Annotated in this window: 23 protein-coding genes; 9 read left to right on the plus strand and 14 right to left on the minus strand. The window is 73.6% G+C overall.

Annotated features, from left to right (window positions below):
- Positions 1 to 3: 3 nt before the first annotated feature.
- On the minus strand, positions 4 to 858 hold the full coding sequence (locus tag BLU95_RS28325) for a class I SAM-dependent methyltransferase (protein ID WP_093862456.1): 855 nt from the start codon (positions 856 to 858) through the stop codon (positions 4 to 6).
- 414 nt (positions 859 to 1272) lie between these two features.
- On the opposite strand from BLU95_RS28325, the gene rpsA reads away from it, so the two are divergent.
- Both rpsA and BLU95_RS28335 read left to right on the plus strand, forming a co-directional pair.
- On the plus strand, positions 1273 to 2763 hold the full coding sequence (gene rpsA, locus BLU95_RS28330) for a 30S ribosomal protein S1 (protein ID WP_030307517.1): 1491 nt from the start codon (positions 1273 to 1275) through the stop codon (positions 2761 to 2763).
- A 267-nt stretch (positions 2764 to 3030) separates the two neighbouring features.
- Positions 3031 to 5262 carry an MMPL family transporter gene (locus BLU95_RS28335; RefSeq protein WP_159425021.1) on the plus strand — a complete coding sequence of 744 codons (2232 nt, stop codon included), beginning with the start codon at positions 3031 to 3033 and terminating at the stop codon, positions 5260 to 5262.
- Between the two features lie 103 nt (positions 5263 to 5365).
- Here the strand turns inward: BLU95_RS28335 and BLU95_RS28340 are convergent, their stop codons facing one another.
- Complete coding sequence (locus BLU95_RS28340; protein WP_093862458.1) at positions 5366 to 5791, minus strand: MarR family winged helix-turn-helix transcriptional regulator; 426 nt, start codon at positions 5789 to 5791, stop codon at positions 5366 to 5368.
- A gap of 61 nt (positions 5792 to 5852) precedes the next feature.
- Between BLU95_RS28340 and BLU95_RS28345 the strand changes: the two genes are divergently transcribed.
- Together BLU95_RS28345 and coaE are read left to right on the plus strand one after the other, a co-directional pair.
- Positions 5853 to 6491, plus strand: coding sequence for an MBL fold metallo-hydrolase (locus tag BLU95_RS28345; protein WP_093862459.1), 639 nt, complete (start codon positions 5853 to 5855; stop codon positions 6489 to 6491).
- 116 nt (positions 6492 to 6607) lie between these two features.
- Positions 6608 to 7201, plus strand: a complete 594-nt coding sequence (coaE, locus tag BLU95_RS28350) for a dephospho-CoA kinase (RefSeq protein ID WP_093862460.1) — start codon at positions 6608 to 6610, stop codon at positions 7199 to 7201.
- A gap of 56 nt (positions 7202 to 7257) precedes the next feature.
- On the opposite strand, the gene BLU95_RS28355 is transcribed toward coaE, so the two are convergent.
- Positions 7258 to 7977, minus strand: coding sequence for a CTP synthase C-terminal region-related (seleno)protein (locus BLU95_RS28355; protein ID WP_093862461.1), 720 nt, complete (start codon positions 7975 to 7977; stop codon positions 7258 to 7260).
- Between the two features lie 77 nt (positions 7978 to 8054).
- Here BLU95_RS28355 and BLU95_RS28360 point away from each other — a divergent pair, with 77 nt between their 5' ends.
- Positions 8055 to 8972: a LysR family transcriptional regulator gene (locus tag BLU95_RS28360; RefSeq protein ID WP_093862462.1), complete on the plus strand. Its 918-nt coding sequence runs from the start codon at positions 8055 to 8057 to the stop codon at positions 8970 to 8972.
- Between the two features lie 4 nt (positions 8973 to 8976).
- Here BLU95_RS28360 and BLU95_RS28365 read toward each other — a convergent pair whose 3' ends face one another.
- Both BLU95_RS28365 and BLU95_RS28370 read right to left on the minus strand, forming a co-directional pair.
- On the minus strand, positions 8977 to 9384 hold the full coding sequence (locus BLU95_RS28365; protein WP_093862463.1) for a hypothetical protein: 408 nt from the start codon (positions 9382 to 9384) through the stop codon (positions 8977 to 8979).
- 186 nt (positions 9385 to 9570) lie between these two features.
- Positions 9571 to 11190, minus strand: a complete 1620-nt coding sequence (locus BLU95_RS28370) for an alpha/beta hydrolase (protein WP_093862464.1) — start codon at positions 11188 to 11190, stop codon at positions 9571 to 9573.
- Positions 11191 to 11555: 365 nt separating this feature from the next.
- On the opposite strand from BLU95_RS28370, the gene BLU95_RS28375 reads away from it, so the two are divergent.
- Positions 11556 to 12026, plus strand: coding sequence for an SsgA family sporulation/cell division regulator (locus BLU95_RS28375; protein ID WP_093862465.1), 471 nt, complete (start codon positions 11556 to 11558; stop codon positions 12024 to 12026).
- Between the two features lie 87 nt (positions 12027 to 12113).
- On the opposite strand, the gene BLU95_RS28380 is transcribed toward BLU95_RS28375, so the two are convergent.
- From BLU95_RS28380 to BLU95_RS28395, 4 genes are all read right to left on the minus strand, one after another.
- Entirely contained in the window at positions 12114 to 13142 is a 1029-nt protein-coding gene (locus BLU95_RS28380; protein ID WP_093862466.1) for a hypothetical protein, read from the minus strand.
- Entirely contained in the window at positions 13139 to 14167 is a 1029-nt protein-coding gene (locus tag BLU95_RS28385; protein ID WP_093862467.1) for a hypothetical protein, read from the minus strand. Before BLU95_RS28385 ends, BLU95_RS28380 begins: the two co-directional genes overlap by 4 nt.
- 94 nt (positions 14168 to 14261) lie before the next feature.
- Positions 14262 to 14996 carry a class I SAM-dependent methyltransferase gene (locus BLU95_RS28390; RefSeq protein ID WP_093862468.1) on the minus strand — a complete coding sequence of 245 codons (735 nt, stop codon included), beginning with the start codon at positions 14994 to 14996 and terminating at the stop codon, positions 14262 to 14264.
- Between the two features lie 272 nt (positions 14997 to 15268).
- Positions 15269 to 15664, minus strand: a complete 396-nt coding sequence (locus BLU95_RS28395) for a MerR family transcriptional regulator (RefSeq protein WP_093862469.1) — start codon at positions 15662 to 15664, stop codon at positions 15269 to 15271.
- 88 nt (positions 15665 to 15752) lie between these two features.
- Here BLU95_RS28395 and BLU95_RS28400 point away from each other — a divergent pair, with 88 nt between their 5' ends.
- Entirely contained in the window at positions 15753 to 17165 is a 1413-nt protein-coding gene (locus BLU95_RS28400) for an MFS transporter (RefSeq protein WP_093862470.1), read from the plus strand.
- 15 nt (positions 17166 to 17180) lie between these two features.
- Here BLU95_RS28400 and BLU95_RS28405 read toward each other — a convergent pair whose 3' ends face one another.
- Both BLU95_RS28405 and BLU95_RS28410 read right to left on the minus strand, forming a co-directional pair.
- Complete coding sequence (locus BLU95_RS28405) at positions 17181 to 17462, minus strand: Uma2 family endonuclease (protein WP_159425023.1); 282 nt, start codon at positions 17460 to 17462, stop codon at positions 17181 to 17183.
- 501 nt (positions 17463 to 17963) lie between these two features.
- Complete coding sequence (locus BLU95_RS28410; protein ID WP_093862472.1) at positions 17964 to 19049, minus strand: DNA alkylation repair protein; 1086 nt, start codon at positions 19047 to 19049, stop codon at positions 17964 to 17966.
- Between the two features lie 408 nt (positions 19050 to 19457).
- Here BLU95_RS28410 and BLU95_RS28415 point away from each other — a divergent pair, with 408 nt between their 5' ends.
- The gene (locus BLU95_RS28415; RefSeq protein ID WP_093862473.1) at positions 19458 to 19916 is read left to right on the plus strand and encodes an RICIN domain-containing protein; all 459 of its coding nucleotides are present in this window, start codon (positions 19458 to 19460) and stop codon (positions 19914 to 19916) included.
- A 358-nt stretch (positions 19917 to 20274) separates the two neighbouring features.
- Positions 20275 to 21174: a YwqG family protein gene (locus BLU95_RS28420; RefSeq protein WP_093862474.1), complete on the plus strand. Its 900-nt coding sequence runs from the start codon at positions 20275 to 20277 to the stop codon at positions 21172 to 21174.
- 131 nt (positions 21175 to 21305) lie between these two features.
- Here the strand turns inward: BLU95_RS28420 and BLU95_RS28425 are convergent, their stop codons facing one another.
- From BLU95_RS28425 to BLU95_RS28435, 3 genes are all read right to left on the minus strand, one after another.
- A complete protein-coding gene (locus tag BLU95_RS28425) occupies positions 21306 to 21509 on the minus strand; it encodes a DUF397 domain-containing protein (RefSeq protein WP_093862475.1) in 204 nt (67 codons plus the stop codon).
- Between the two features lie 66 nt (positions 21510 to 21575).
- Positions 21576 to 21785 carry a DUF397 domain-containing protein gene (locus BLU95_RS28430; protein ID WP_093862476.1) on the minus strand — a complete coding sequence of 70 codons (210 nt, stop codon included), beginning with the start codon at positions 21783 to 21785 and terminating at the stop codon, positions 21576 to 21578.
- Positions 21782 to 22636: a helix-turn-helix domain-containing protein gene (locus BLU95_RS28435; protein WP_093862477.1), complete on the minus strand. Its 855-nt coding sequence runs from the start codon at positions 22634 to 22636 to the stop codon at positions 21782 to 21784. Before BLU95_RS28435 ends, BLU95_RS28430 begins: the two co-directional genes overlap by 4 nt.
- Between the last annotated feature and the right edge of the window lie 13 nt (positions 22637 to 22649).

Consider the following 22649-nt stretch of genomic DNA (forward strand, 5'->3'; position numbering starts at 1 on the left):
GTGTCAGCCCCGTTCGGCGACGAAGATCGCGGTGCCGGGGATGAGCCGCCCGCGCAGCGGGGACCAGCCGCCCCAGTCCTGCTCGTGCCCCTCCGGCCACTCGGGCTCGACGAGGTCGACCAGCCGGAAGCCGGCGGCGACGAGTTCGCGGACCCGGTCGCCGAGGGTGCGGTGGTGCTCGACGTAGCTGGCGCGGCCCTGTTCGTCCTCCTCCACGTACGGGGTGCGGTCGAAGTAGGAGGAGACCGCGGTGAGGCCCTCGACGCCGGGTTCGTCGGGGAAGGCCCAGCGGATCGGGTGGGTGACCGAGAAGACCCAGCGCCCGCCGGGCCGCAGCACCCGGTGCACCTCGCGCATCAGGGCCTCGGTGTCGGCGCTGAACGGGACGGCTCCGTAGGCGGAGCAGGCGAGGTCGAAGGCGCCGTCGGCGAACGGGAGGACGGCGGCGTCGGCCTGGACCACGGCCACGGGTGCGGTGCCGCGGGCGAGGTCGATCCGGCGGGAGTGCTGGAGCTGGCGGTAGGAGATGTCGAGGGCGACCGGGCGGGCGCCGCGGGCGGTCAGCCAGCGCGAGCACTGGGCGGCGCCGGCGCCGATCTCCAGCACGTCCTTCCCGGAGACCTCGCCGAGCAGGCGGGCGTCGGCCTCGTCGAGGCCCTCGGGGCACCAGGTGAAGCGGTCGTCGCCGAGGAACTCGCCGTGCTCGTCCTGGTACTCGTCGGCGTTGCGGTCCCACCAGTGGCGGCTGGCACGGCTGCTCTCGCCGGCGCCGGCGGACCTCCTTACCGCGTCGTCGCCGTCCTCGTCAAGATCGTCGGGCTCGGGGAGGGGGGTGCCGGTCACGGTGAGAAGGCCCATCGCGTAGGGTGTCGTCTGCGGAAGCGCCGCTGTCGCGATCCGGTCCGAGAGGGCCGGGATCCCGGCGGTGGCATCCGGGGAAGGGGTCCCTTCGGCCGCCACCTCGCGGTGCGCAATCGGAGGATATGGCCTGTTCCATGCCGGGCTCCACCGTCTTGCCGTTGTTGGCGTTGACCGTGCCTGGCCGTCCCCGTATGCTACAAGTTGCGCTGCGGGCCTGCGCGCCTCGGACGGAGCAGGTCGCGCTCGCATCTGTCGAAGACCCCACGGTCGCAAGACGGACGCCGATTCTCCCGTGCTGCGGGATTCCCGGTGCTCCGTGTTCTTGGCTGTCCGGCTTTCGGTGGGAGCGATACGGGCCCTCCGCGTGGCATTACCTACGACTTTCATGTCCGTACCGGAGCCCTTTTCCTAATGACGAGCCCCACCGACTCCTCCCTCAGCACCACCCCGCAGGTCGCGCTGAACGACATCGGCGACGCCGAGGCGTTCCTGGCCGCGATCGACGAGACCATCAAGTACTTCAACGATGGCGACATCGTCGAGGGCGTCATCGTGAAGGTCGACCGTGACGAGGTCCTCCTCGACATCGGTTACAAGACCGAGGGCGTCATCCCGTCCCGCGAGCTGTCGATCAAGCACGACGTCGACCCGCACGAGGTCGTCGCCGTCGGCGACAACATCGAGGCCCTGGTTCTCCAGAAGGAGGACAAGGAGGGTCGTCTCATCCTGTCCAAGAAGCGCGCTCAGTACGAGCGTGCCTGGGGCACGATCGAGAAGATCAAGGAAGAGGACGGCATCGTCACCGGTACCGTCATCGAGGTCGTCAAGGGTGGTCTCATCCTCGACATCGGCCTCCGTGGCTTCCTGCCGGCCTCGCTCGTCGAGATGCGTCGCGTCCGCGACCTCCAGCCCTACGTGGGCAAGGAGCTCGAGGCCAAGATCATCGAGCTGGACAAGAACCGCAACAACGTGGTCCTGTCCCGCCGTGCCTGGCTGGAGCAGACCCAGAGCGAGGTCCGCCAGACCTTCCTCACCACCCTGCAGAAGGGCCAGGTGCGCTCCGGCGTCGTCTCCTCGATCGTCAACTTCGGTGCCTTCGTGGACCTGGGTGGCGTCGACGGCCTGGTGCACGTCTCCGAGCTGTCCTGGAAGCACATCGACCACCCGTCCGAGGTTGTCGAGGTCGGCCAGGAGGTCACCGTCGAGGTTCTCGACGTGGACATGGACCGCGAGCGCGTCTCCCTGTCGCTGAAGGCGACCCAGGAGGACCCGTGGCAGCAGTTCGCCCGTACCCACCAGATCGGCCAGGTCGTTCCGGGTAAGGTCACCAAGCTGGTTCCGTTCGGTGCGTTCGTCCGCGTGGACGAGGGCATCGAGGGTCTGGTCCACATCTCCGAGCTGGCCGAGCGCCACGTCGAGATCCCGGAGCAGGTCGTCCAGGTCGGCGACGAGATCTTCGTCAAGGTCATCGACATCGACCTCGAGCGTCGCCGCATCAGCCTCTCGCTGAAGCAGGCCAACGAGGCGCTGGGTGCCAACCCGGCCGAGGTCGAGTTCGACCCGACCCTCTACGGCATGGCCGCGTCGTACGACGACCAGGGCAACTACATCTACCCGGAGGGCTTCGACCCCGAGGCGAACGACTGGCTGCCCGGCTTCGAGAAGCAGCGCGAGGAGTGGGAGCGGCAGTACGCCGAGGCCCAGACCCGCTTCGAGCAGCACCAGGCCCAGGTCATCAAGAGCCGCGAGGCCGACGCGGAGGCCGCTGCCGAGGGTGGCGACGCCGTTGCCGCCGCGGCCGGTGGCTCCTACTCGTCCAGCAGCGACGAGGGCTCGGGCGCCCTGGCCTCGGACGAGGCCCTGGCCGCCCTGCGCGAGAAGCTGGCCGGTGGCCAGAGCTGAAGCTCTGACCCCGCCGCTGTGGCTGATTAGCTCCGGCTGATCAGAACCCGGCGTCATCGATGGACCCCGCTCGGTTTCCGAGCGGGGTCCATTGTTTTTCGGCCTTCATTATGTGTTCTTTATGGGCCGTATTTTTGTGATTAGGGGCTCATCGGATGCCTATGGGTGATTCGGGACCTGGGGCCTACCTTGGGGGGAGTTGCCCGATGGGTCGCTCACCCGGCCCCGCACGCTAGGCACCCCACGCATATGCGCCGTCGCTCTGCCGTGACCCCCGCTTCCCCCCTCGTCCCCGACGCCGGTACGTCCGCCGACCCCCGGGTCGCCGGACGTCTCGCCGCCCTCGGCCGGTTCTGCTACCGGCAGCGGCGCTGGGTCCTCGGGTTCTGGGCGGTCGTCCTGGTCATAGGCGTGCTGATCGGCGGCCGGGTCTTCGAGGGCACGGTGGCCGGCGCCTCCTCCGCCTCCGCCGAGGCGGACCGGGGCAGCGCGGTCGTCGCCGCCGCCGACCCGGCCCGGGGCACCGTCACCGCCGTGGTGGACGGCCGCTCCGTGGACGACACCGCCGTGCGCGACGCCGTCACCCGGGCCACCGCCGAGATCGCGGCCCTGCCCGGGGTCTCCTCGGTGGTCGACGCCTACGGCCCCGGCCCGGGTTCCGGGGCGCTCCGCTCGGCCGACGGCAACGCGAGCCTGGTCTCGGTGCGGATGGCGGACAGCAGCACCTCCGCGCAGGCCGGCGCCGTGAACCAGCGGCTGGCCGCGATCGGCGCCGAAGTCCGGCCCGGTGGTGGCAAGGTGACCGTCGGCGGGGACCTCGTGCTCCAGGACGAGGTCAAGAAGCAGACCGAGAAGGACACCCGCTTCGGCGAGATCGTGACCCTGCCGCTCACCCTGATCGTGATGGTCCTGGTGTTCGGCGGCCTGGCCGCCGCGAGCCTGCCGGTGATCGGGGCCGTCGCCTCGGTGGGCGGGGCGCTGCTGGCCATGTTCGGCTTCAGCAGGATCATGGACATCGACACCAGTGTGCTGCCGATCGCCACCGTGCTGGGGCTCGGACTCTCGATCGACTACGCGCTGCTCATGGTGAATCGTTTCCGCGAGGAACGCGGGCACGGAGCGTCGATCTCCGCCGCCGTGGAGCGGACCGCCGCCACCGCCGGGCGCACCGTCGCCTTCTCCGGACTGACCGTCGCCGTCGCCCTGTCCGGGCTGTTCGTCTTCACCAGTCCGGTGCTCGGGGCGGTCGCCGCGGCCGGGGTGAGCGTCGTGGTGATCGCGGTGGCCGCCGCGCTGACGCTGGTGCCCGCGCTGCTCGGCTTCGCCGGGCGCCGGATCAGGACACCCGCTGCGCCCGTCCCCGACGAGGGTTTCTTCAGCCGGACCGTGCGCCGGGTCCGCAAGCGGGCCGTGCTGGTCGCACTGGTCTGCACCGGGGTGCTGATGGCCGCCGGGGCGCCGTTCCTGCACGCCGAGATGCGCAACTCCGGTGCCGCCGTGCTGCCCGCCTCCTCGGCGGGCCGGCAGGTCGCCGAGACCGTCGACCAGCGCTTCCCGCAGGCCTCGGCCGCCCCGATCACGGTGGTGGTGCAGAGCGGTGCGACGGTCGCCCAGGCCTACGCGGACGACGTGGTGGCCCAGTTGCCCGGCGTCAGCGGGGTGCGGGCCGTCACCCCGGTGAGCGACACCGTCTCCACCGTCGACGTCCTGGTGCACGGCGACCCGCAGGGCGCGGAGGCCAAGCAGGTCGTCAAGGAGCTGCGCGCGGACCGGGGCGGGCTGACCACCCAGGTGACCGGCGGGGCGGCCTCGGTGGTCGACTTCCAGGACGAACTGCTCACCCGGGGGCCGATCGCGCTCGGCCTGGTGGCGCTCGGGACCCTGGTCCTGCTCTTCCTGATGACCGGCTCGGTGGTGATGCCGGTCAAGGCCCTGCTGATGAACCTGCTCTCGCTGGGCGCCTCGCTCGGCGCGCTGACCCTGGTGTTCCAGGACGGCTGGTTCAGCGGGCTGCTCGGCTTCAGTCCGACCGGCGGGCTGGAGACCTTCATCCCGGTCCTGGTGTTCGCGTTCGCCTTCGGGCTGTCGATGGACTACGAGGTCTTCCTGCTGGCCCGGATCAAGGAGCTGCGGGACAAGGGGCACAGCTGTACCCGGGCGGTGGAGCTGGGCGTCCAGCGCAGCGGTCGGATCATCACCTCGGCGGCGCTGCTGATGGTGATCGTCTTCGCCGGCTTCGCCCTCGGCGACATGCTGATGGTCAAGCAGATGGGCATCGCGCTGGCCGTCGCCGTCGCGGTCGACGCGACCCTGGTCCGCTGTCTGCTGGTGCCGGCCGCGATGAGCTTCTTCGGCGAGTTCAACTGGTGGGCGCCGCGCCCGCTGCGGCGGTTGCACGACCGGTTCGGGCTGAGCGAGCACGTCGAGCTGCCGGAGCTGGCCCCGGCCGTGCTGCCGGCGCAGCGTCCGGCGGAGGAACTGGTCGGCACGGCCTCGTAGCTCCCGGGGCGGGCTCGGCGAGGGGGCGGGCTCGGCGGGGGGCGGGTGCGGCGAGGGGGCGGGCTCGGCGAGGAAGCGGGGCGGCGTCGGGGTCCGCCCGCGGTCAGGGCAGGCGGCGGAGCAGGGCGACGGCGCTGCGCAGGGTCTCGCGCTCGTCGGGGCTGAGGCGGGCCTCGATCGCCGAGGCGATCCGTGCCTCGCGGCGGGCGCGCTGCTCGTACAGGGCGGCGCGGCCGGCCTCGGTGGCGGTGACCAGCAGTTTGCGGCGGTCGGTGGTGTGCGGCTGCTGGGTGACCAGGCCGGCCTCGGTGAGCAGTGCGACCGTGCGGGCCATCGACTGGTGCCGGACGCGCTGGAGGACGGCCAGTTCGGCGACGGTGCGGGCGCGGTCGTCGCGGACCAGCAGACCGAGGACGCCGGCCTGGTTCTGCGGCAGCGCGTCGTCGGGGCGCAGTGCGCGGACCAGTTCGCCGATGGCGCCGCGCAGGTCGGCGGCGAGTTCGAGGGTCTCGGGGTGCGGGCTGTTCACGGGAGAAGCCTACCCCGAAGATCTACAGCAGAACTGTGCAGTTCTGCTGTATGTTCACCCCATGCGGATCACCAAGTTCGGACATGCCTGTGTACGCCTCGAGCACGGGGGGACGACCGTGGTCGTCGACCCCGGATCGTTCACCGACCCCGCCGCCCTGGCCGGTGCGGACGCCGTCCTGATCACCCACGAGCACGTCGACCACTTCGAGGAGGCCCGGCTGCGGGCCGCCCTGGAGGCGGACCCGGAGCTGCGGGTGTGGACCAACAAGGACGTGGCCGGGAAGCTGGACGGGGTCGGCCGGCGGGTGGCGGCGGTCGGCGAGGGCGACGCCTTCGACCTCGGCGGGATCCCGGTCTCGGTGCACGGCGAGTGGCACGCCGTCATCCATCCGGACATCCCGCTGGTGCGGAACATCGGCTTCCTGTTCGACGGGCGGCTGTTCCACCCCGGTGACGCGCTGCTCGTCCCGCCGGGACCGGTGGACACCCTGCTGCTGCCGATCGCCGCGCCGTGGACCAAGGTCGGCGAGCTCGTCGACTACGTCCGCGAGGCCGGGGCGCGGCAGGCGGTGCCGGTGCACGACGCGGTGCTCAGCCCGGTCGGCCTCGCCGTGCACACCCGGCTGATCGGCCCGGGCGGCCCGGGTGGCGCGGAGCTGCGCACCCTGGGCGAGGGCGAGAGCCTCGACGTGGGGTGAGTCTCAGGGGCCAGGGGCCCGGGGGCAGGGGGCCGGGGCGGCGCCCGGGGCCCCGGGGCGGGTGACCGGGCGGCCCGGGGTGACGGGAGGGCGGTGCGCGCCGGTAGCCTGACGCCATGCTGAAGATCGGACTGACGGGCGGCATCGGCGCGGGCAAGAGCGAGGTGTCGCGGCTGCTCGCCGCCCACGGCGCGGTGATCGTGGACTCCGATGTGATCGCCCGCGAGGTGGTCGCCCCCGGGACGCCCGGCCTGGCGGCCGTGGCCGCCGAGTTCGGCCCGGGCGTGCTCGCGGCGGACGGCTCGCTGGACCGGCCCGCCCTCGGCGCGGTCGTCTTCGCCGACCCGGAGCGGCTGAAGGCGCTGAACGCGATCGTCCACCCGCTGGTCCGGGCGCGGTCCGCCGAGCTGGAGTCGGCGGCCGCGCCGGACGCGGTGGTGGTGCACGACGTGCCGCTGCTGGCCGAGAACGGGCTCGGCCCGCTGTACGACCTGGTCGTGGTCGTCGACGCGGCGGACGAGGTGCGGATCGACCGGCTGGTGCGGCTGCGCGGCATGACCGAGGACGAGGCCCGGGCCCGGATGGCCGCCCAGGCGAGCCGGGCGGACCGGCTGGCGATCGCCGATCTGGTGATCGACAACAGCGGATCGCTGGCGGAGCTGGCCCCCCGGGTCGGCGAGGCGTGGGAGCGGCTGGCCGCCCGTCGCTGAGCCGCCGGCCCCGGGGCCCCGGCGTGCGCCGGCCCCCGACGGGGGCCGACCTCCGCTCAGGCCGCGGCGGTGCGGGCCACGGCCGCGGCCGCGAAGGCCCGGATCATCGGGTGCGCCCGGGTGCCGTCCCCGGCCAGCTCCGGCTGGAACAGCGAGGCCAGGAAGAACGGGTGGTCCTGCTCCGGCAGCTCCAGGATCCGCTGCTCGCCCGCGTAGTCCGCGCCGGTGAACCGCAGACCGCCCGCGCGCAGCCGTTCCAGGTAGCCGTCGTTCAGCCCGTACGCGCAGTGGTACCGCTCCACGGTGCGCGGCGCGCCGAGCACCCGTTCGGCCAGCGAGCCGGGGGTCAGCCGGACGGCGCCCTCGTGCCCCACCAGGGAACAGGTGAGCGGCACGATCACCCGGTCCGTCTCCTCCGGGTTGCTCTCGCCGTGCGCGGCACCGTCGATGCCGCAGACGTTCCGGGCGTACTCCAGCACCGCGTGCTGGAAGCCGGCGCAGGTGCCGAGGAAGGGGATGCGCCGCTCGCGGGCGGTGCGGACGGCGGCGACCGCGCCGTCCTCGCTGCGGTACGGACTGCCGGGCAGCAGCCAGACCGCGTCGAAGCCGTCGAGCGCGCCGGGGGCCGCGGCGTCCTCGGTGGGGATCCAGTAGGCGTCCAGGACGAGGTGCTCGCGGGCGGCGAGCGCGTCGAGCAGCCCCGGGATGCGGGCGTGCGAGCGGACGGCGGCGGAGCGGTCGCCGACCAGGGCCAGGCGGGAGGAGGGATGCGTCATGCGGTTATCCTGACCGCCGACGCGGCATCAGCGCCAACGATGATTGCTTACCCCTCGATCAGTGGATGTGATGGCAGATGGAGCCGCAGCAGCTGCGCACCTTCGTCACGGTGGCCCGGCTGGGCTCGTTCTCCGAGGCGGCCCGCGAACTCGGCTACACCCAGTCCGCCGTCTCCCAGCAGATCGCGGCACTGGAGGCGGATCTCGGCACCGCCGTGCTCCACCGCCGTCCGGTCGGGCCCACCGGTGCCGGTGAACGGTTGCTGGAGCACGCCTCCGCACTGCTGCTGAGGATCGATGCGGCGCGCGCCGACATCGCACGCCTCGCGGGTGCCGCGAGCGCCCGGCTCACGGTCGGTGCCACCCCGCTGGCGGTCGGAGCGGAACTGGGGCGCGCGCTCGCCGAGGTGCGCCGGGCGCATCCGGCGGTGGACCTGACGGTGCGGGTGGTCGCCCAGGGCGTCCTGCCGGCCGAGGTCGCGACCGGCGAGGTCGATCTCGCGCTCGTCGACGGCCCGGCCGCGCCCAGCGACCCGCTCCCGCTGCCCGACGTCGGCCCGCTCGCCACCGTCGCCGTCGCCGAACAACCGCTCGTCGTCGCCCTGCCGGTCGGGCACCCGCTCGCCGGACGCCCCGGCCTGGCGCTCGCCGACCTGTCCGCCGCCCACTGGCTGGACGCCCCGGGCCTCGCCCCGACCGCCGCCCGGCTGAGTGCCGCCGCCGGTGTCGAGGGCTACCGGCCCGCGGCCCGCTACCTGGGCACCGACGTGCGGGGGCTGCTCGCCCTGGTCGCGGCCGGGCACGGGCTGGCGCTGCTGCCCGCCACCGCCCTGGCCGGGGTGCCGGACGTGGCGGCGGTGCCGGTCCGGGCTCCCCGGCTGGTGCACCGGACGGAGCTGGTGCACGGCGCGCTGCCGGAGGGGCCCGCCGCGCTGCTGGCCCGGCTCCTGACGGGGGAGCGGGTGCGCACGGGGGCTTCCGGCCCGGCGCTGTGACGGCTCAGCCCACGATGCGGGCGCCGGGACAGCAGGGCCCCTCGACCTGATAGCACACGTAGCGCAGGCAGCCGAGACAGACCGAGATGTTCTCCAGTCGCCAACTCTGCCCGTGGCAGGCACAGTCGGCCCGTTCGCGCAGCAGCGCGTCCCACCCGTCGGCGCCGCCGTTGGCGGCGAAGGCCGCGGCGATGTACGCCGCGGTCGCCGGGTCGTCCTCGGTGGTGCCGCGCCGGGCGGCGTCCAGGTGCCAGCAGTAGAGGGCGAGCAACGGCCGCCCGTCGACCAGGCGGTAGCGGGCCCGGCCGTCGTCCTCCCAGTCCCGGACCAGCCGGGCGACCCGTTCGGGGAACGGTCGCGCGGGGTCGAGGAGGCGGCGGTTTCCCTGCGGCGGTGGCGGTTGGGCGGTCATGTGGTCCCCTTTCCGGGGCCCACGGTAGGGTGCCGTGCCGCGAAGTCGCCGTCCGGGGTGGGGGGTTGGTGGATCCAGGTGCAGACGGTGCCGGGGGCGGGCCGCTCCGGGCCGTCGCCCGCGGGGGCACCGGGCAGCCCCGACGGGGGCGGACCGACCGGCGACCGGCCGGTCCCAGGACCCGGACTACGCGCAGGTGGTGCCCTCGGCCGGCACCTTGTCGGCCAGCAGGTACTGGTCGACGGCCTGCTTGAGGCAGGCGTTGCCGGAGTCGTAGCCGCCGTGGCCCTGGCCCTGGAGGGTGACCTCGACCCCGACGCCCGGGCCGAGTTGCCGCACCATCGCCCCGGCGCCCTCGTACGGGGTGGCCGGGTCGCCGGTGTTGCCGATGACGACGATCGGCGCCGAGCCCGGCGCGGACACCTCGGGGAGGTCGGCGCCGCCCTGCACCGGCCAGCCGGTGCAGGAGGTCAGGCCCCAGGCGGTGAAGTCGCCGAACACCGGAGAGGCCTGGCGGAACGCGGGCAGCAGCCCCTGCACGTCGGCGGCGGTGTAGCGGGACCTGTCGTCGGCGCAGCTGATCGCCCGGTTGGCGGCGGACTGGTTGCTGTAGTGGCCCTGCTGGTCGCGGCCGGTGTAGGCGTCGGCGAGCGCGAGCAGGGTGGTGCCGGTGCCGCCCTGCATCGCCTCCTGGAGCCCGACGGAGAGGGCGTTCCAGGAGTTCGGGTTGTAGAGCGCGGCGGCGATGCCGGTGACCGCGAGGTCCTGGGTCAGCTTGCGGGAGCCGTCGGTGGGAAGCGGGGCGGCGTCGAGAGCGGTCAGCAGGTCGGTGATCCGCCGGGTGCCCTCCTCGCCGCCCTGGCCGGTCGGGCAGGACGGTCCGGCCTGCGCGGCGCACGCCTTCATGAAGTTCTCCAGGGCGAGTTGGAAGCCCTTGGCCTGGGCGAGCGCGTTCTGCTCCGGGTCCTTGGTCGGGTCGACGACGGCGTCCATCACCAGGTGGCCGACGTTGCCCGGGTACTGGTGGGCGTAGACGCCGCCGAGTTCGGTGCCGTAGGAGATGCCGAAGTAGTGCAGTTTCGCGTCGCCGAGCACCTGGCGCATCAGGTCGAGGTCGCGGGCGGCCGAGACGGTGTCGACGTGGGGCAGGACGGCCCCGGAGTTCTGCTCGCAGGCGGCGACGTAGGCGGTGTTGGCCGCGTCGAGCGCGGTGGTCTCGGCCTGGTCGTCGGGCGAGCCGTCGACGGCGGCGGAGGCGTCGGTGGCGGCGTCGTCCAGGCACCGTACGCCCGCGCTGTTGCCGACCCCGCGCGGGTCGAAACTCACCAGGTCGTAGCGGGCGTTGAGGTCGGCGTAGTCCTTGGCGAGGGCGGGCAGGGTGGCGACGCCGGAGCCGCCGGGGCCGCCGAAGTTGTAGATCAGCGAGCCGATCCGGGACTGCCCGCCGGTGCCGGTGGCCACGGCCCGGATCAGGGCCAGGTCGATGGTCTGCCCGTCGGGCTTCGTGTAGTCCAGCGGGGCCTTGAGGGTGGCGCACTGCCAGGGCGCGCCCGGGGCGGAGCCGTCGCCGCCCTGGGCGGTGGAGGGGGCCGGGCAGGGCTGCCAGTCGAGCTGCTGGCCGGTGAGCGAGGCCGGCAGCGGCGGGACGCCCGCGGAGGCTGAGGCTGAGGCGGAGGTGGAGCCCGAGGAGGCGGGAGCGGTGGGCGAGGCGGCGGCGGTGCCGGAGCCGCTCTCGCAGGCGGCCGTGCCGGCGGCCAGGACCGCGGCGAGGCCGAGGGCCCCGGCGCCGCGTACGACAGGGTGCATGGGGGTGGTCCGTTCCTGGGGTCGCGGCGGGGAGGGGGCGCGCGGGCCGCTGCGGGGGCGGCGGCGCTCGGGGCTGCTGCGGCGTCAGCCTAGGGACGGGGCGGACCCGGCGCGGGGCGGCGCGCCGTCGGCCTGGGCCGCGCGGGTGGTCCGGCGCGGGTGGTCCGGCGCGGAGGGAGGGACGGAAGGAAGGGACGGCAGGAAGGGACGGCAGGGAGGGACCGACGGACGCGGGGGTTGCCGAAGCCCGGGTGGCTCGTTGTTCCTGCCGTGAGCCCTGACTTTTCCGCCCGTGGCGGTTGTGAAGAAACGATTCTGCATGCCCGCGTCGCCGTTCCGGCGGTGCGCCCCACCCGGAGGCGGTCATGACGTACGACAGCCCGCGCGTCCCCGCGCAGTACGCCCCCGGTGACGGCTGCGCGGTCGAGCTCGACCTGCGGGTCGCCGTCTGCCCCGGTCTGACCGTCTCCGTCGCGGCCCGGCTGCGGTACCACGCCGCCGACCCCTACGCCGTCTTCCTCGACAACCACACCGACCTCGCCACGCCCATCACCTGGGTGTTCGCCCGCGACCTGCTCGCCACCGGACTGCACGGCTGGTCCGGGATCGGCAGTGTGTCGGTCCACCCCGGCGTGGACGAGCGGCTCGACTCCGTCTTCATCACCCTCACCGGCGAGGGGAGCAGCGTCGTCCTGCGGGCCCCCGCCGGGCGGGTCCGGGACTTCCTCGCCCGCACCGAGAGCCTGGTCCCGATCGGGCGGGAGCGCACCCGTCTCGACCTGGACGGGCTGCTGCGGAGGCTGTGCGACGGTGGCGCCGCCTCGCCCGGGCCGTGACGGCGGTCCGGTACCGCGCCGCCCGGGGCCTCCGGGCCGTGTCCTTCGGACCGCGCCGCCCGCCCGGCGCGGTCCGAAGGACACGGCCTACGGCCGCCCCGTCTCCGCGACGGTGCGCAGCCGGCCGAGGACGTCCAGGGGCAGGCCCGGGTAGCGGACGCCGGCGAGGGCGAGGTGTCCGCGGAGATTGCCGTCCACCAGTTCGCCCAGCAGGGCGGGCAGCGGCCGGTGCCGTTCGGCGGCGAGCGTCGCGACCAGGGTGTTGTAGCGGGTGACGGCGGACTCGACGGCGCCCGCGCGGTCGCCGGTGCCGCGGGCCCGGGCGAGCACGGTGTTCCCGGCCGCGGCGCGCCCTCCGGCGCGCTCCTCGACCGCTGCCGACAGCAGGTCGTTGGCCAGGTACACGGCCTCCACGGTCGCCTCGGCGAACGCGTGCCCGGAGGAGCCGGGAGCGGGCGGGGGCAGGGCCCGCAGCAGTCGCCAGCACTCGATGTGCGGCCGCGCGCCGATCGTCTCCGCGCGGGGGACGGGCGCCCGCCCGGGCGGTGGCGGCCCGGCGGCCTCCGCCGCGGTGGCCGCGCAGAACTCGGCGACCAGCGCCGTCAGCCGCCCGGTCGGCAGTCCGCGGCCGCGGAGGTCCGCCAGCAGGACGCGCAGTGCCCGGGCGGCCTCTCCGTCGCCGTACCCGGTGCCGGCCCGGATGCGGTCGGCCAGCGCCCGGGCCTCCTCCGGCGGGCCGTCCTCCACCAGGAAGAACAGCGCGATGTACCGGCCGACCGTCAGATGCTCGGCGGGGTCGGCGTCGGCGGGGGAGGCGTGCAGTTCGAACACGGTGGTGAACACCGCCTCCCCGGCGTGCCAGGAGGCGCCGCGGTCGCAGCCGCAGTGGGCGAGGGACTCCGTCAGCAGCGCTGCGGCCAGGGCGGGCGCGCCCGGGGCGGCCAGGACGTCCCGGAAGGGCGCCAGCAGTGCCGCCACCGCGGCGCTCCCTCCGGTCCGGGGCGTCCCGTCGGTGGTCCGGGCCGTCCTGTCGGCGGTCCCGGTGGTTCCGGTGGCCCTGTCGGCGGTCCCGGCTGCCCCGTCGGTGGTCCCGGTCCCGTCCTCCTCCGTGCTCACGGCCGGGCGGCGGTCTCCGGGCGCAGCGCGCGGACCGCGAACAGGGTGGTGAGGTGCGGCGAGCCGAAGTACAGCGGCAGCCGCCCGGTGCGGAAGTAGCCGGCGGCCGGCCAGGAGCCGTCCGCGAGTTGGGTCCCGGCCAGCCGGCGGCGCAGCTCGGGCAGTTCGGCGCTCTCGCCGGCGCTCTCGCCGGCGTGCTCGCCGGCGAGCACGAGCAGTGCCACCAGGAGCGGCGTCTCGGCGGTCTGGGTGGTCACGTGCCCCACCGCCCGCCGTACCGGCCCGGCGAGTTCGGGCACCACGGTGGAGGCCCGGGCGGCGGCGTGCAGGAAGGCTTCCGGGGCGGAGTAGTAACGGGTGCCGGTGCGGGGGCCGTTGAGGTGTTCGACGACGTACCGGAGGGTCGCCTCGGCCGCCGGGTGCGGCAGCCGGTGGGCGGCGCCCGGAAGGTGCAGTGCGAACAGGATGTTGGCGGCGGACACGGCGTCGTAGCGCCGTCCGCGCGCGGGACTGCGGTCGCTGTCCTCCCAGTAGGCCGGTATCGGACCGTCGTCCGGGCCTATCTGGGTGTCCAGCAACTCCCGCGAAAGGTCGTCCAGTTCGGCAGCCCCGAGCAGCCCGTGCCGGGCCAGGCCGACGGCCGCGACGGCGGTGCTGTCGGTGTCGGCGGGGAACGGGAGGCCGGGCGGGAAGATGCGGTAGCGCTGCGCCGCGGGCTCGCGGTACCGCGCGACCTGCGACGCCAGCGCGGCGACCAGCTCGCGCTCCTCGGCGCGTTCGGACCCCGGCCGCAGCAGCGCGAGCCCCCACATCGCGGAGAAGCCCTCGTCGTCCGGGTCGAAGCCGAGGTCCTCCCCGTGCGTGACGAGCAGGTGCCGGCGCGCCTCGGCGCCGCTGAGCGGGCGGCGCAGCTCCGGGTCGGCGCCGGGCCGGGCGGAGGGGAGTCCGGTGGGCCCCAACGCCCGGTGGAGGAAGCCCAGTCCGCGCCCGACGGCGTCGTCCCACGGCGTTTCGTCGGCGGACATCGCGTCCCGTCCCCTCTCGCTGCCGGCCGGCCGGTCGGCGGTGCGACCCGGCCCTGTCCACCTCCTTCCTTCCCGGCCGGGGCGCCCGCATGCCTCAGTCGGCGAGCGGCCTGCGGAACAGGGCGGTGAGCAGCACGGGCAGGCCGAAGAGCGGCGACGCGGGCCCCTGCGGGACCATCGGGCGGATCTCCAGCTCGGTGAACCCGGCGAAGATCCACCGGAGTTCGTCCGGGGTGAAGGCCAGTCCGCCGTCCAGCCGGCCGTTGCGGTACAGCGCGGTGTCCGGCAGCTCCGAACCCATGGCGCCGGCCGCGAAGCAGGTCAGCCCGAAGTGCCCGCCCGGCGCGAGGACGCGCTCCAGCAGGGCCAGGTAGCTGATCCGGCGGTGCGGCGGGAGGTGGTGCAGGCAGCCCGAGTCGTACACCAGGTCGTAGTGGGGGAGGGGGAGTTCGGTGCCGAAGATGTTGCCGTGGTGGAAGCGCGGGGCGACGCCCGCCGCCTCCGCGCGCTCGCGCGCCCAGGCGAGGGCGGTCGCGGAGAGGTCGACGGCGTCCACCTCGAAGCCGAGCGAGGCGAGGTGCACGGCGTTGCGGCCGGCCCCGCAGCCGAGGTCCAGTACCCGCGCACCGGGCGGCAGCGGGCCGGCGTCGAGCAGTGCGACGAGGTTCTCGTCCGGCTTGTCGACGAAGAACGGCCGCCCGGAGTCCCGGTCGGCGTAGAAGCCGTCCCACCAGTCGGCGGCCCGGTCGGTCCAGCGGTCGGCTTCGGGGCGGAAGAGTCCGTCGAGCAGGTCGAGGACGTCGTCGACGGAGCGGACGGTGCGGTTCAAGGGCGGGCCTTCCGGAGGGGGCGGGATGCTTCCAGCGTAGGAGGCGGCGGAGGTGCGTTCACCTCCGATTCCCGGTGCCGAAAGGGCCGTTGGGCCCTGCTGCGGCCCCGGCCGGACGGCCGCCGCCCTGGCCTGCGGACCCCGGGGCGGTCGGTCGGCCGCACCGTGCCGCAGGCCCGGGAAAGGGCGTCCGGGCACGCCGCCGGAGCCCGCCGGACGGGGGCGCCGGATCACATGTCGATCACGTTCCGGCGGCCGCCCCGCCCGCCCGGTCAGTCGCCGTCGGCCGCACCGGCGGAGAGGAGTTCGCAGTCGGCGAAGTTCATGCAGCCGCAGGCGAGGCAGGCCGCGACGGCGTCCCGGAGCCGCTGGGTCTGGCGGACCACGAGGTCGAGCTCGGGGAGCTTGCGTTCGGCCAGGGCACGCCACTGGCGGGTGGTGCCGCGCGCGGTGGAGGAGTCCAGCAGCCCTCGGATCTCGGCCAGCGTGAAGCCCGCCCGCTGGGACATCCGGATCAGGGCGACCCGGCGCAGCGCGGCCGCCGGCCAGACCCGGCGGCCGCCCTCGCGCCGGGCGGCGGGCAGCAGGCCGAGGCTCTCGTAGTACCGCAGCGCCGAGGGCCGCAGCCCGGTCTGCCGGGCCAGTTCCCCGATTCCGACGTCCTGCACGTGCGCCCCCGCCCCCGGTTCCGCTGCCCGGTCCCGCTCTCCGGTTCCGCTTGACTTCAAGCGCGCGTGAACCGCTTGCCTGGCCTGCATGATCTCATCCGCACCACTGGTCCGGCGGCTTCCCCCGGCCTACCGTCCACTGTTCGCCCCCGGCCCGTTCCGGCGGCTGCTCCCCGCGCTCGCGGTGTCCGACCTCGGCGACGGCATGAGCGCCGTCGCCGTGCCGTGGCTCGCGCTGCAACTGGCCCCGCCCGGGCAGGCCGGACTGTTCGTCGGGGCTGCCGTCGCCGCGTACGTCCTGCCCGGCGCGCTCGGTGCGCTGCTGCTCGGCCGGTGGCTGCGCGGACTGCCCGCCCGGCGGCTGATCCGGGCGGACGCGTGGACGCGCGCGGTGCTGCTCGGCGCGGTCCCGGTGGGGTGGGCGTCCGGGGTGCTGGCGCCCTGGCTGCTGCTGGCCCTGCTGGCCGGCTCCTCGCTGCTGCACGGCTGGGGCGCGAGCGCCCGGTACGCCCTGGTGGCCGAGGTGATCCCGGCCGGGCACCGGCTGGCGGCCAACGCGCTGCTCAGTACGAGTGGCTGGGTGGCGATGATCGCCGGACCGGCGCTGGCGGGGACGCTGACGGCGGTGGCCGCACCGGCCTGGGTGATCGGGCTGGACGCGCTGTCGTTCGCGGTGCTGGCGGTCGGTGCCGGACGGCTGTCCGCCGCCCCCGCCCCGGTCCCCGTCCCGGACTCCGCGCGTGACCGGACGGAGCAGGACGCCGTACCGCGCGGCGAGGGACTGCGGGTGCTGCGGGCCAGGCCGCAACTGCTCGCGCTGCTCGCCCTGACCTGGCTGTTCAATCTGGCCTGGGGCCCGGTGGAGGTCGCGCTGCCGCTGTTCGTCGGGCAGGAGCTGGCGGCCGGGCCGGGCCTGCTCGGTGCCTACTGGGCGGCCTTCGGGGTCGGGGCGGTGCTGGGTGCGCTGGCCGTCGGCATGCTGCGCGGCGGCGCCGTCCGGCGGGTGCTGCTGGGGATCGTCGCCGCGCACGGTGTCGCCCTGCTGTCGTTCGCGCCGCCCGGCCCGGCCGCGGTCTCGGTGGCCGGGTTCGCCGTGGCCGGCGTGGTGTACGGCCCCTACGGCGCGCTGTCGCTCCGCCTGTTCCAGGACCTCACACCGCCGCCCGCCCTGACCTCCGTGCTGGCCCTGCGGTCCTCCGTGCTGATGACGGCCTCCCCGGCGGGCGCCACCCTGGGCGGTCCGCTGACGGCCGTGCTGGGGCCGCGCGCGGTGCTGGTCGGGGCGGGACTCGTGATGATCGCCGTGGCCGGGTGCGCGGCCGTGGCGCCGCTCCTGTCCGGACGCCTCGCGCGCGGGAAGTCGGCGGGTCCGACTTCCGGTGCGGTGGCGGGGCCGGTCCCGTCGGCCGACCGGCGGGAGTCGGCACCCGGCTCGACCGGCGGCGGCCTGTGCCCGCCCGCCCGGTCGGGCACAGGGGCGACGGAGTCGACGGCGGTGTGATGCGGCCGCCCGCGGCTACCGGCGCAGCCGCGCGGGGTCGAGGCTCAAGGTGAAGGGGTCGTCGAGCCGGGCGGTCGCGCCGACCTGGACGAGACGGTCGACGTAGAGACCGCGTTCGAGGTGCCCGAGGCAGAGGCGTGGCGCGGGTTCGAGCTCGATGCGCCAGTAGTGCGGGATCCCGGCTGCGGCATACAGGGACGGCTTCGTCTTCTTGTCGGCAACGCGGGTGGAGGGCGAGGCGATCTCGATGGCCACGGCGATGTCGTGCGCGCCGAGGGTGCGTCCGCGACCGTCCACGGCCCACTGTGCTCGGAGACTGCAACGCTCACGAGTCCTTCCTTCCACATGGCGCCTTCCCGCACTGTCCCCGACCGGACGCCGGGCGGTACCGGTTCACGGCTTCGTACGGCTGACCGGCCCGGCAGACCGGTCAGGACCGGGCAGCGCGAAGCCGCAGGTGGGCGGTGCGCGCCGGTGAGCGCGGTGGTGGGCAGTCTGCGGTCCCCGGCGCACTCCGGGCAGCCTGCGCGCCGGAAGTCGGCGGGGTCGACTTCCCGCGCGCGGGCGCGGGCCGGGGCCGGTGGACAGGGTCGGCCGTATGACGGACGACGGTGTGCGGGTGGTGTTGATCGGGGGCATGTCGAACACCGGGAAGCCGACGCTCGGTCGGCTGCTGGCGGGCCGGCTCGGCTGCGAGTACCGGACGACGGACACGCCGGCTCGTGCTGGAGGGTTCGGCACTGTGGCCGCCCGAGGTGGCACGACTGACCGTCGGCGGCGTGGCCGCCCACGCGGCCGTCACAGGTGCAGGGTGAACGACCCCTCCCCGTGGCGGCTGCCGTTGACCTGGAGCTCCAGCAGGTGCAGACCGGCGTAGTAGCGCCGGGTGCTGATCGGCTTCACGGCGTGCCGCCGGACCGCCCGCAGGGTCTCGCCGGGGGCCAGGGTGCGGGTGGTCAGCTTGAAGACCTTGGGCGTGCGGCCGCCGTTGGCCTTGACGTGGTGCACGACGTAGTCGATCACCACGCTGGTGCTCTCGTCATGGGTGTTGGTCACCGCGAACTCGAACACCAGCTCCTCGCCGAGCCGGAGGTCCGGGGTCAGGACGTGCGGGCCCTCGACGGTCACCGGGGCGTCCGGGCGGTGGCCGAACAGGGTGAGCGCCTCCGGGCGGCCCGCCTTGATCAGGGTCCGCAGTCCGTGCCGGACCAGCTGCGGCGTGGTCGGCGCCGGGTCGGCGAGCCAGCGGCCGGCGGCCTCGACGGCGACGGCGGGGTGGTCGCGGCTGATGTCGTTGAGGTGGTTGGCGACCGAGCGGCGCACGTACTCGGACTCGTCCCGGTACAGCGCGTCGAGCAGGGGCAGCGCGGGCGTCGGATCGGCGATCAGGGCGGGCAGTTGCGGTGCCCACGGCAGGCGCGGCCGGGTGCCTTCGCTGGCGAGCCGCCGGACGTGCGGGTCCGGGTGGGCGGTCCACGAGGTGATGGCGGCGAGCGCGCGGGCCTGGTCGGCGCGGAGGAACGGTCGGACGGCGCTCTCGGAGGTGTGCCGGGGGGTGAGCGCGGCGAGCAGTGCGAGCGCGGGTTCGAACGCGTCCAGGCCGCGGACGGCGACGGCCTCGCCGACGGGGAAGGTCATCCACCCGGTGAACTCCGCGTCCCGCAGCGCCGCGTACAGGACCTGCTCGAACTCCGGGTAGCCGGACGGGAGGTCGGCGAGCACGGCGTCGCGGATCGCGGTGACGCGCTCGCGGAAGCCGAGCGGGTCCAGGGCCGCGCGGCAGCGGTCGAGGGCGTCGGTGGTGACGCCCGGGCCGGTGCGGGCGAGGCAGCGGGCGAGCGCGGCGACGGTGTCCGGGGCGATCATCTCGGCGGCCGTGGGCACGGGGTGGCCTCCTGGTGACGTGCGGGTTTGCAGTGGCTGTTGAACGGTACGCGGTGGGTCCGACAACGACCGGCCACGCCCGGCGTCGCCGGATCCGGCCATGTTCGTGGTCGAAGACTTCGGGTGCCGAATGATCGGATCTGCGGGCCTTGTCCGCTTTGTGTTGGCCTTGCCATGACATCCCCGTATCGGTGGGGTCTGTCCAGCGCCGATCCCGGGAATGTCCGGTGATATCCGCGGATGTACCGGCGGGAATTGTTCCGTTCCTGCCCGAGAAATCCGGATCACCCAGTTCCAGGTGGCCGAAGCTGGACATGTCCGGAGATCCGGAGGTCCATGGAAGGGATTCTGCGGATAAGTTCGACGTCGACCGGTCAGACGGACCGGTCGACATCGGGAGGAAATGCGATGAAGCTCGTCAAGCGCACCGCTGCCCTTGCTGCCTCGACGGCCGTCCTGGCCGGCGGCCTGACGTTCCTGTCCACCGGGCCGGCCAGCGCCGCTTCCGGCTACGTCACCCTGACCAACCTCGCCACCAGCCGTGTCCTGGACAGCAACGGCAACGGCAACGTCTACACCCTGGGCGCCAACGGCGGGTCCTACCAGGTCTGGTGGGCCAACGACGAGGGCAACGAGACCTACACCTTCAAGAACCTGGCCACCGGCCGCTGCCTCGACAGCAACGGCGACGGCAAGGTCTACACGCTGGGCTGCAACGGCGGCAACTACCAGAAGTGGGTCAAGAGCTGGGGCGGCAACGGCTCCTTCTACCGGAACGTCGCCACCGGCCGTTACCTGGACAGCAACGTGAACGGCGACGTCTACGCCATCGGCGGCAACGGCGGCAACTACCAGAAGTGGAACTGATTCCCGATCGGGGCAATGGCCTCGTGAACGGAAGGCCCGTCCAGTAAGGGAATGAAGAACGCCCTCCCCGGCGCCTCAATCTCCGGGGAGGGCGTTTTCGCGCGCAATGCGGCGGGGCCCGGTACGGGAACCACCGCATTCCGCGCGGGGCTGCGCACCCGGGCGGCCGGGCCTGTACCGGTTCCGTTCGGGTTGTCGGTGGGACGTGATCGAATCGGAGCCACGGACGCCGAGTCGATTCGGCGTCCGGCCGAGTCGGTACGTGATCGGGCTGACCGGTGCCCGGAAACGGGCTCCGCTCCCGCCGAGCCACCCGTGGCGACTCCACCGCCCCGCACACCGCACCCCGGAGACGACGATGGCCCGCACGACCCCGCAACGCCCTGTGGATGTGGAGCAGCTCTTCCCCGAACTGGCGCCGCTGCGCCGCGAAGCGATACGCCTCCATCCCCGAGCCGGAAGCCCGTCGCCGGCCGAGAGCTCGGTCGGCGGGCCGCTGCTGTGGCCCGCCGACGAGCCGTGGCCGATCTGTCCGAGCACGGATCACCCCGGGGAGTGGGGCCAGCCCGGGACGCAGGGGCCGGTGCCCCTGGTGCCCGTGGTCCAGATCCACCGCCGGGACGTCCCTCAGCTCGACTTCCCCGCCGGGACCGATCTGCTCCAGGTGCTCTGGTGCCCGTTCATCGTCGACTCCTGCCCGGAGCCGACGCCCCGGGTGATCCGGCGGAGTTCCGGCACGGTGGGTCCGGTCCTCGATGCCGCGCCGCCGACCGTCGCCACGGCGCCCGAGGGCAGCATCCCGGCCCCGTGCGTCCTGCATCCCGAGCCGGTGACGGACTATCCGAGCTGGGACATGCCGGAGGAGGTGAGCGAAGCGGTGGGCGTCCGGATGGAGGAACTGAAGGCCCGCACCGGCCTGTGGTACAGCTACCACCTGGCCGAGGCCCCGGGGATCAAGCTCGGCGGATACCCGAGCTGGACCCAGGAACCCGGCTGGCCGGACTGCCCGACCTGCGGGCGGACGACGGACCATCTCCTGACGGTGAAGAGCTGGGAGTACGACGGCATGTCGTACCGCACCTGGCTCCCACTGGAGGACCGCGACAGCGAGACCGGCGAGGAGCGCCGCGACGCCACCGGGGGCCGCGCCGCGCACAGTCCCGCCCAGGTGATGTTCGGCGACGCGGGCGGTGTCTACATCTTCGAGTGCAGGTCGTGCCCGGACCGTCCGGTCGACCACCGCTGGGACTGTTCCTGAGGCGGCGCGACCGGTGATGTCAGTGCGGGTGGGCGGGAAGTCGCCGGGCTGCGTTGGCAGGTACGACGGGGTCCCTCCTGGAGGTCGTGGTGTCGGCGGCTCCTGCGGTGGTCGCAGGAGCCGCCGAGTGTTCACGGCCGGGCGGGGAGTTCGCCGGTGTTGATGGCGGTGATGAAGGATCGCCAGGCGGCGGTGGTGAAGGTGAGGGTGGGTCCGTGAGGGTCCTTGCTGTCACGGACGGGAACTGTGCCGGTGGAACCGTCGGCGACTTCGATGCAGTTCCCGCCTTCGCTGCCGCTGTAACTGCTCTTGTACCAGGTTGCGATGGAGTGCATATGGGTTCCCTCCCGGAGGTCGTGGCGTCGGCGGCTCCTGCGGTGGCCGCAGGAGCCGCCGAGTGTTCACGGCTGGGTGGGGAGTTCGCCGGTGTTGATGGCGGTGATGAAGGATCGCCAGGCGGCGGTGGTGAAGGTGAGGGCGGGTCCGTGGGGGTCCTTGCTGTCACGGACGGGAACTATGTCCGGAATCTCGTCGCCGACCTCGACGCAGTCGCCGTCGGCGATGCTGTAGGTGCTCTTGCGCCACCGGGCGTTACGGAAAACACGATTCATTTGCCGTACTCCTCTGCGACCTGCCTCAACCAGGAGATCGACTTTTCAGGTTGGGCCGAGGACGCCATGAGTCGATGGAAGACGTCCTCGTGGCGGGCAATCTCGGACTGCTGCTCGATGTAGGTCTTGCTGCTGATTGTCTCGCAGTAGACCACGCTGCTCGGGATGTCACTGAACGCGAAGATCGAGAAGGACGACCCCATGGATGTGTGGGCGCCCGCCGAGAACGGAAGCACTTGCACGGTGATGTTGGGGCGCTCCTCGGCCATGGTCGCGATGTGATTCAACTGCTCTGCCATGACGAGTTCACTGCCGACGGGGCGTCGAATGGCGGCCTCGCCGATGATTGCCCAGATCTGAGGTGGGCTGGTGCGGTCGAGGATGTGCTGTCGCTCCATGCGAAGCGCGAGCTTCAGCTCGACGCTTTCGGTGGACTCCGTCGGTGTCATCGCGCGGATGATGTGCCGGGCGTAGCCCTCCGTCTGGAGCAAGCCGGGCACGGCCTCGCACTGGAACGTCACGATCTTCGTGGCGTCGGTCTCGAAGCCGACGTAGGCGCGGAATCGATCGGGCAGCGCATCGCCGTAGGCGTGCCACCAACCCTGTTGCCGGCTCTGCCTCGTGAGTTTCAGGAACTGCTTCACCTCTTCGGGTGAAGTAATCCCGTAGTGCGCCAACAGCTTCGCCGCGTCGCGCTCTTGTAGTGACACGAGGCCACTCTCGATCCGGCTCAGCTTGGAGGCGGACCAGCCGAGCGCGGCGGCCACGTCCTTGGCGCTCATGTCGCGTGACGAGCGCAACTTGCCAAGCTCGCCGCCGAGCCTACGCCGCAGCACGGTCGGACTGCTCACTCGTCACACTCCC

The sequence above is a fragment of the Streptomyces sp. TLI_053 genome (assembly GCF_900105395.1).
In the GTDB taxonomy this organism is placed as follows: Bacteria; Actinomycetota; Actinomycetes; order Streptomycetales; family Streptomycetaceae; genus Kitasatospora.

Coding starts and splice junctions, on each gene's coding strand:
- BLU95_RS28325 (WP_093862456.1), bottom strand. CDS start 858: ATGGGCCTTCTCACCGTGACCGGCACCCCCCTCCCCGAGCCCGACGAT.
- rpsA (WP_030307517.1), top strand. CDS start 1,273: ATGACGAGCCCCACCGACTCCTCCCTCAGCACCACCCCGCAGGTCGCG.
- BLU95_RS28345 (WP_093862459.1), top strand. CDS start 5,853: ATGCGGATCACCAAGTTCGGACATGCCTGTGTACGCCTCGAGCACGGG.
- coaE (WP_093862460.1), top strand. CDS start 6,608: ATGCTGAAGATCGGACTGACGGGCGGCATCGGCGCGGGCAAGAGCGAG.
- BLU95_RS28355 (WP_093862461.1), bottom strand. CDS start 7,977: ATGACGCATCCCTCCTCCCGCCTGGCCCTGGTCGGCGACCGCTCCGCC.
- BLU95_RS28360 (WP_093862462.1), top strand. CDS start 8,055: ATGGAGCCGCAGCAGCTGCGCACCTTCGTCACGGTGGCCCGGCTGGGC.
- BLU95_RS28365 (WP_093862463.1), bottom strand. CDS start 9,384: ATGACCGCCCAACCGCCACCGCCGCAGGGAAACCGCCGCCTCCTCGAC.
- BLU95_RS28370 (WP_093862464.1), bottom strand. CDS start 11,190: ATGCACCCTGTCGTACGCGGCGCCGGGGCCCTCGGCCTCGCCGCGGTC.
- BLU95_RS28375 (WP_093862465.1), top strand. CDS start 11,556: ATGACGTACGACAGCCCGCGCGTCCCCGCGCAGTACGCCCCCGGTGAC.
- BLU95_RS28385 (WP_093862467.1), bottom strand. CDS start 14,167: ATGTCCGCCGACGAAACGCCGTGGGACGACGCCGTCGGGCGCGGACTG.
- BLU95_RS28400 (WP_093862470.1), top strand. CDS start 15,753: ATGATCTCATCCGCACCACTGGTCCGGCGGCTTCCCCCGGCCTACCGT.
- BLU95_RS28415 (WP_093862473.1), top strand. CDS start 19,458: ATGAAGCTCGTCAAGCGCACCGCTGCCCTTGCTGCCTCGACGGCCGTC.
- BLU95_RS28420 (WP_093862474.1), top strand. CDS start 20,275: ATGGCCCGCACGACCCCGCAACGCCCTGTGGATGTGGAGCAGCTCTTC.
- BLU95_RS28425 (WP_093862475.1), bottom strand. CDS start 21,509: ATGCACTCCATCGCAACCTGGTACAAGAGCAGTTACAGCGGCAGCGAA.
- BLU95_RS28430 (WP_093862476.1), bottom strand. CDS start 21,785: ATGAATCGTGTTTTCCGTAACGCCCGGTGGCGCAAGAGCACCTACAGC.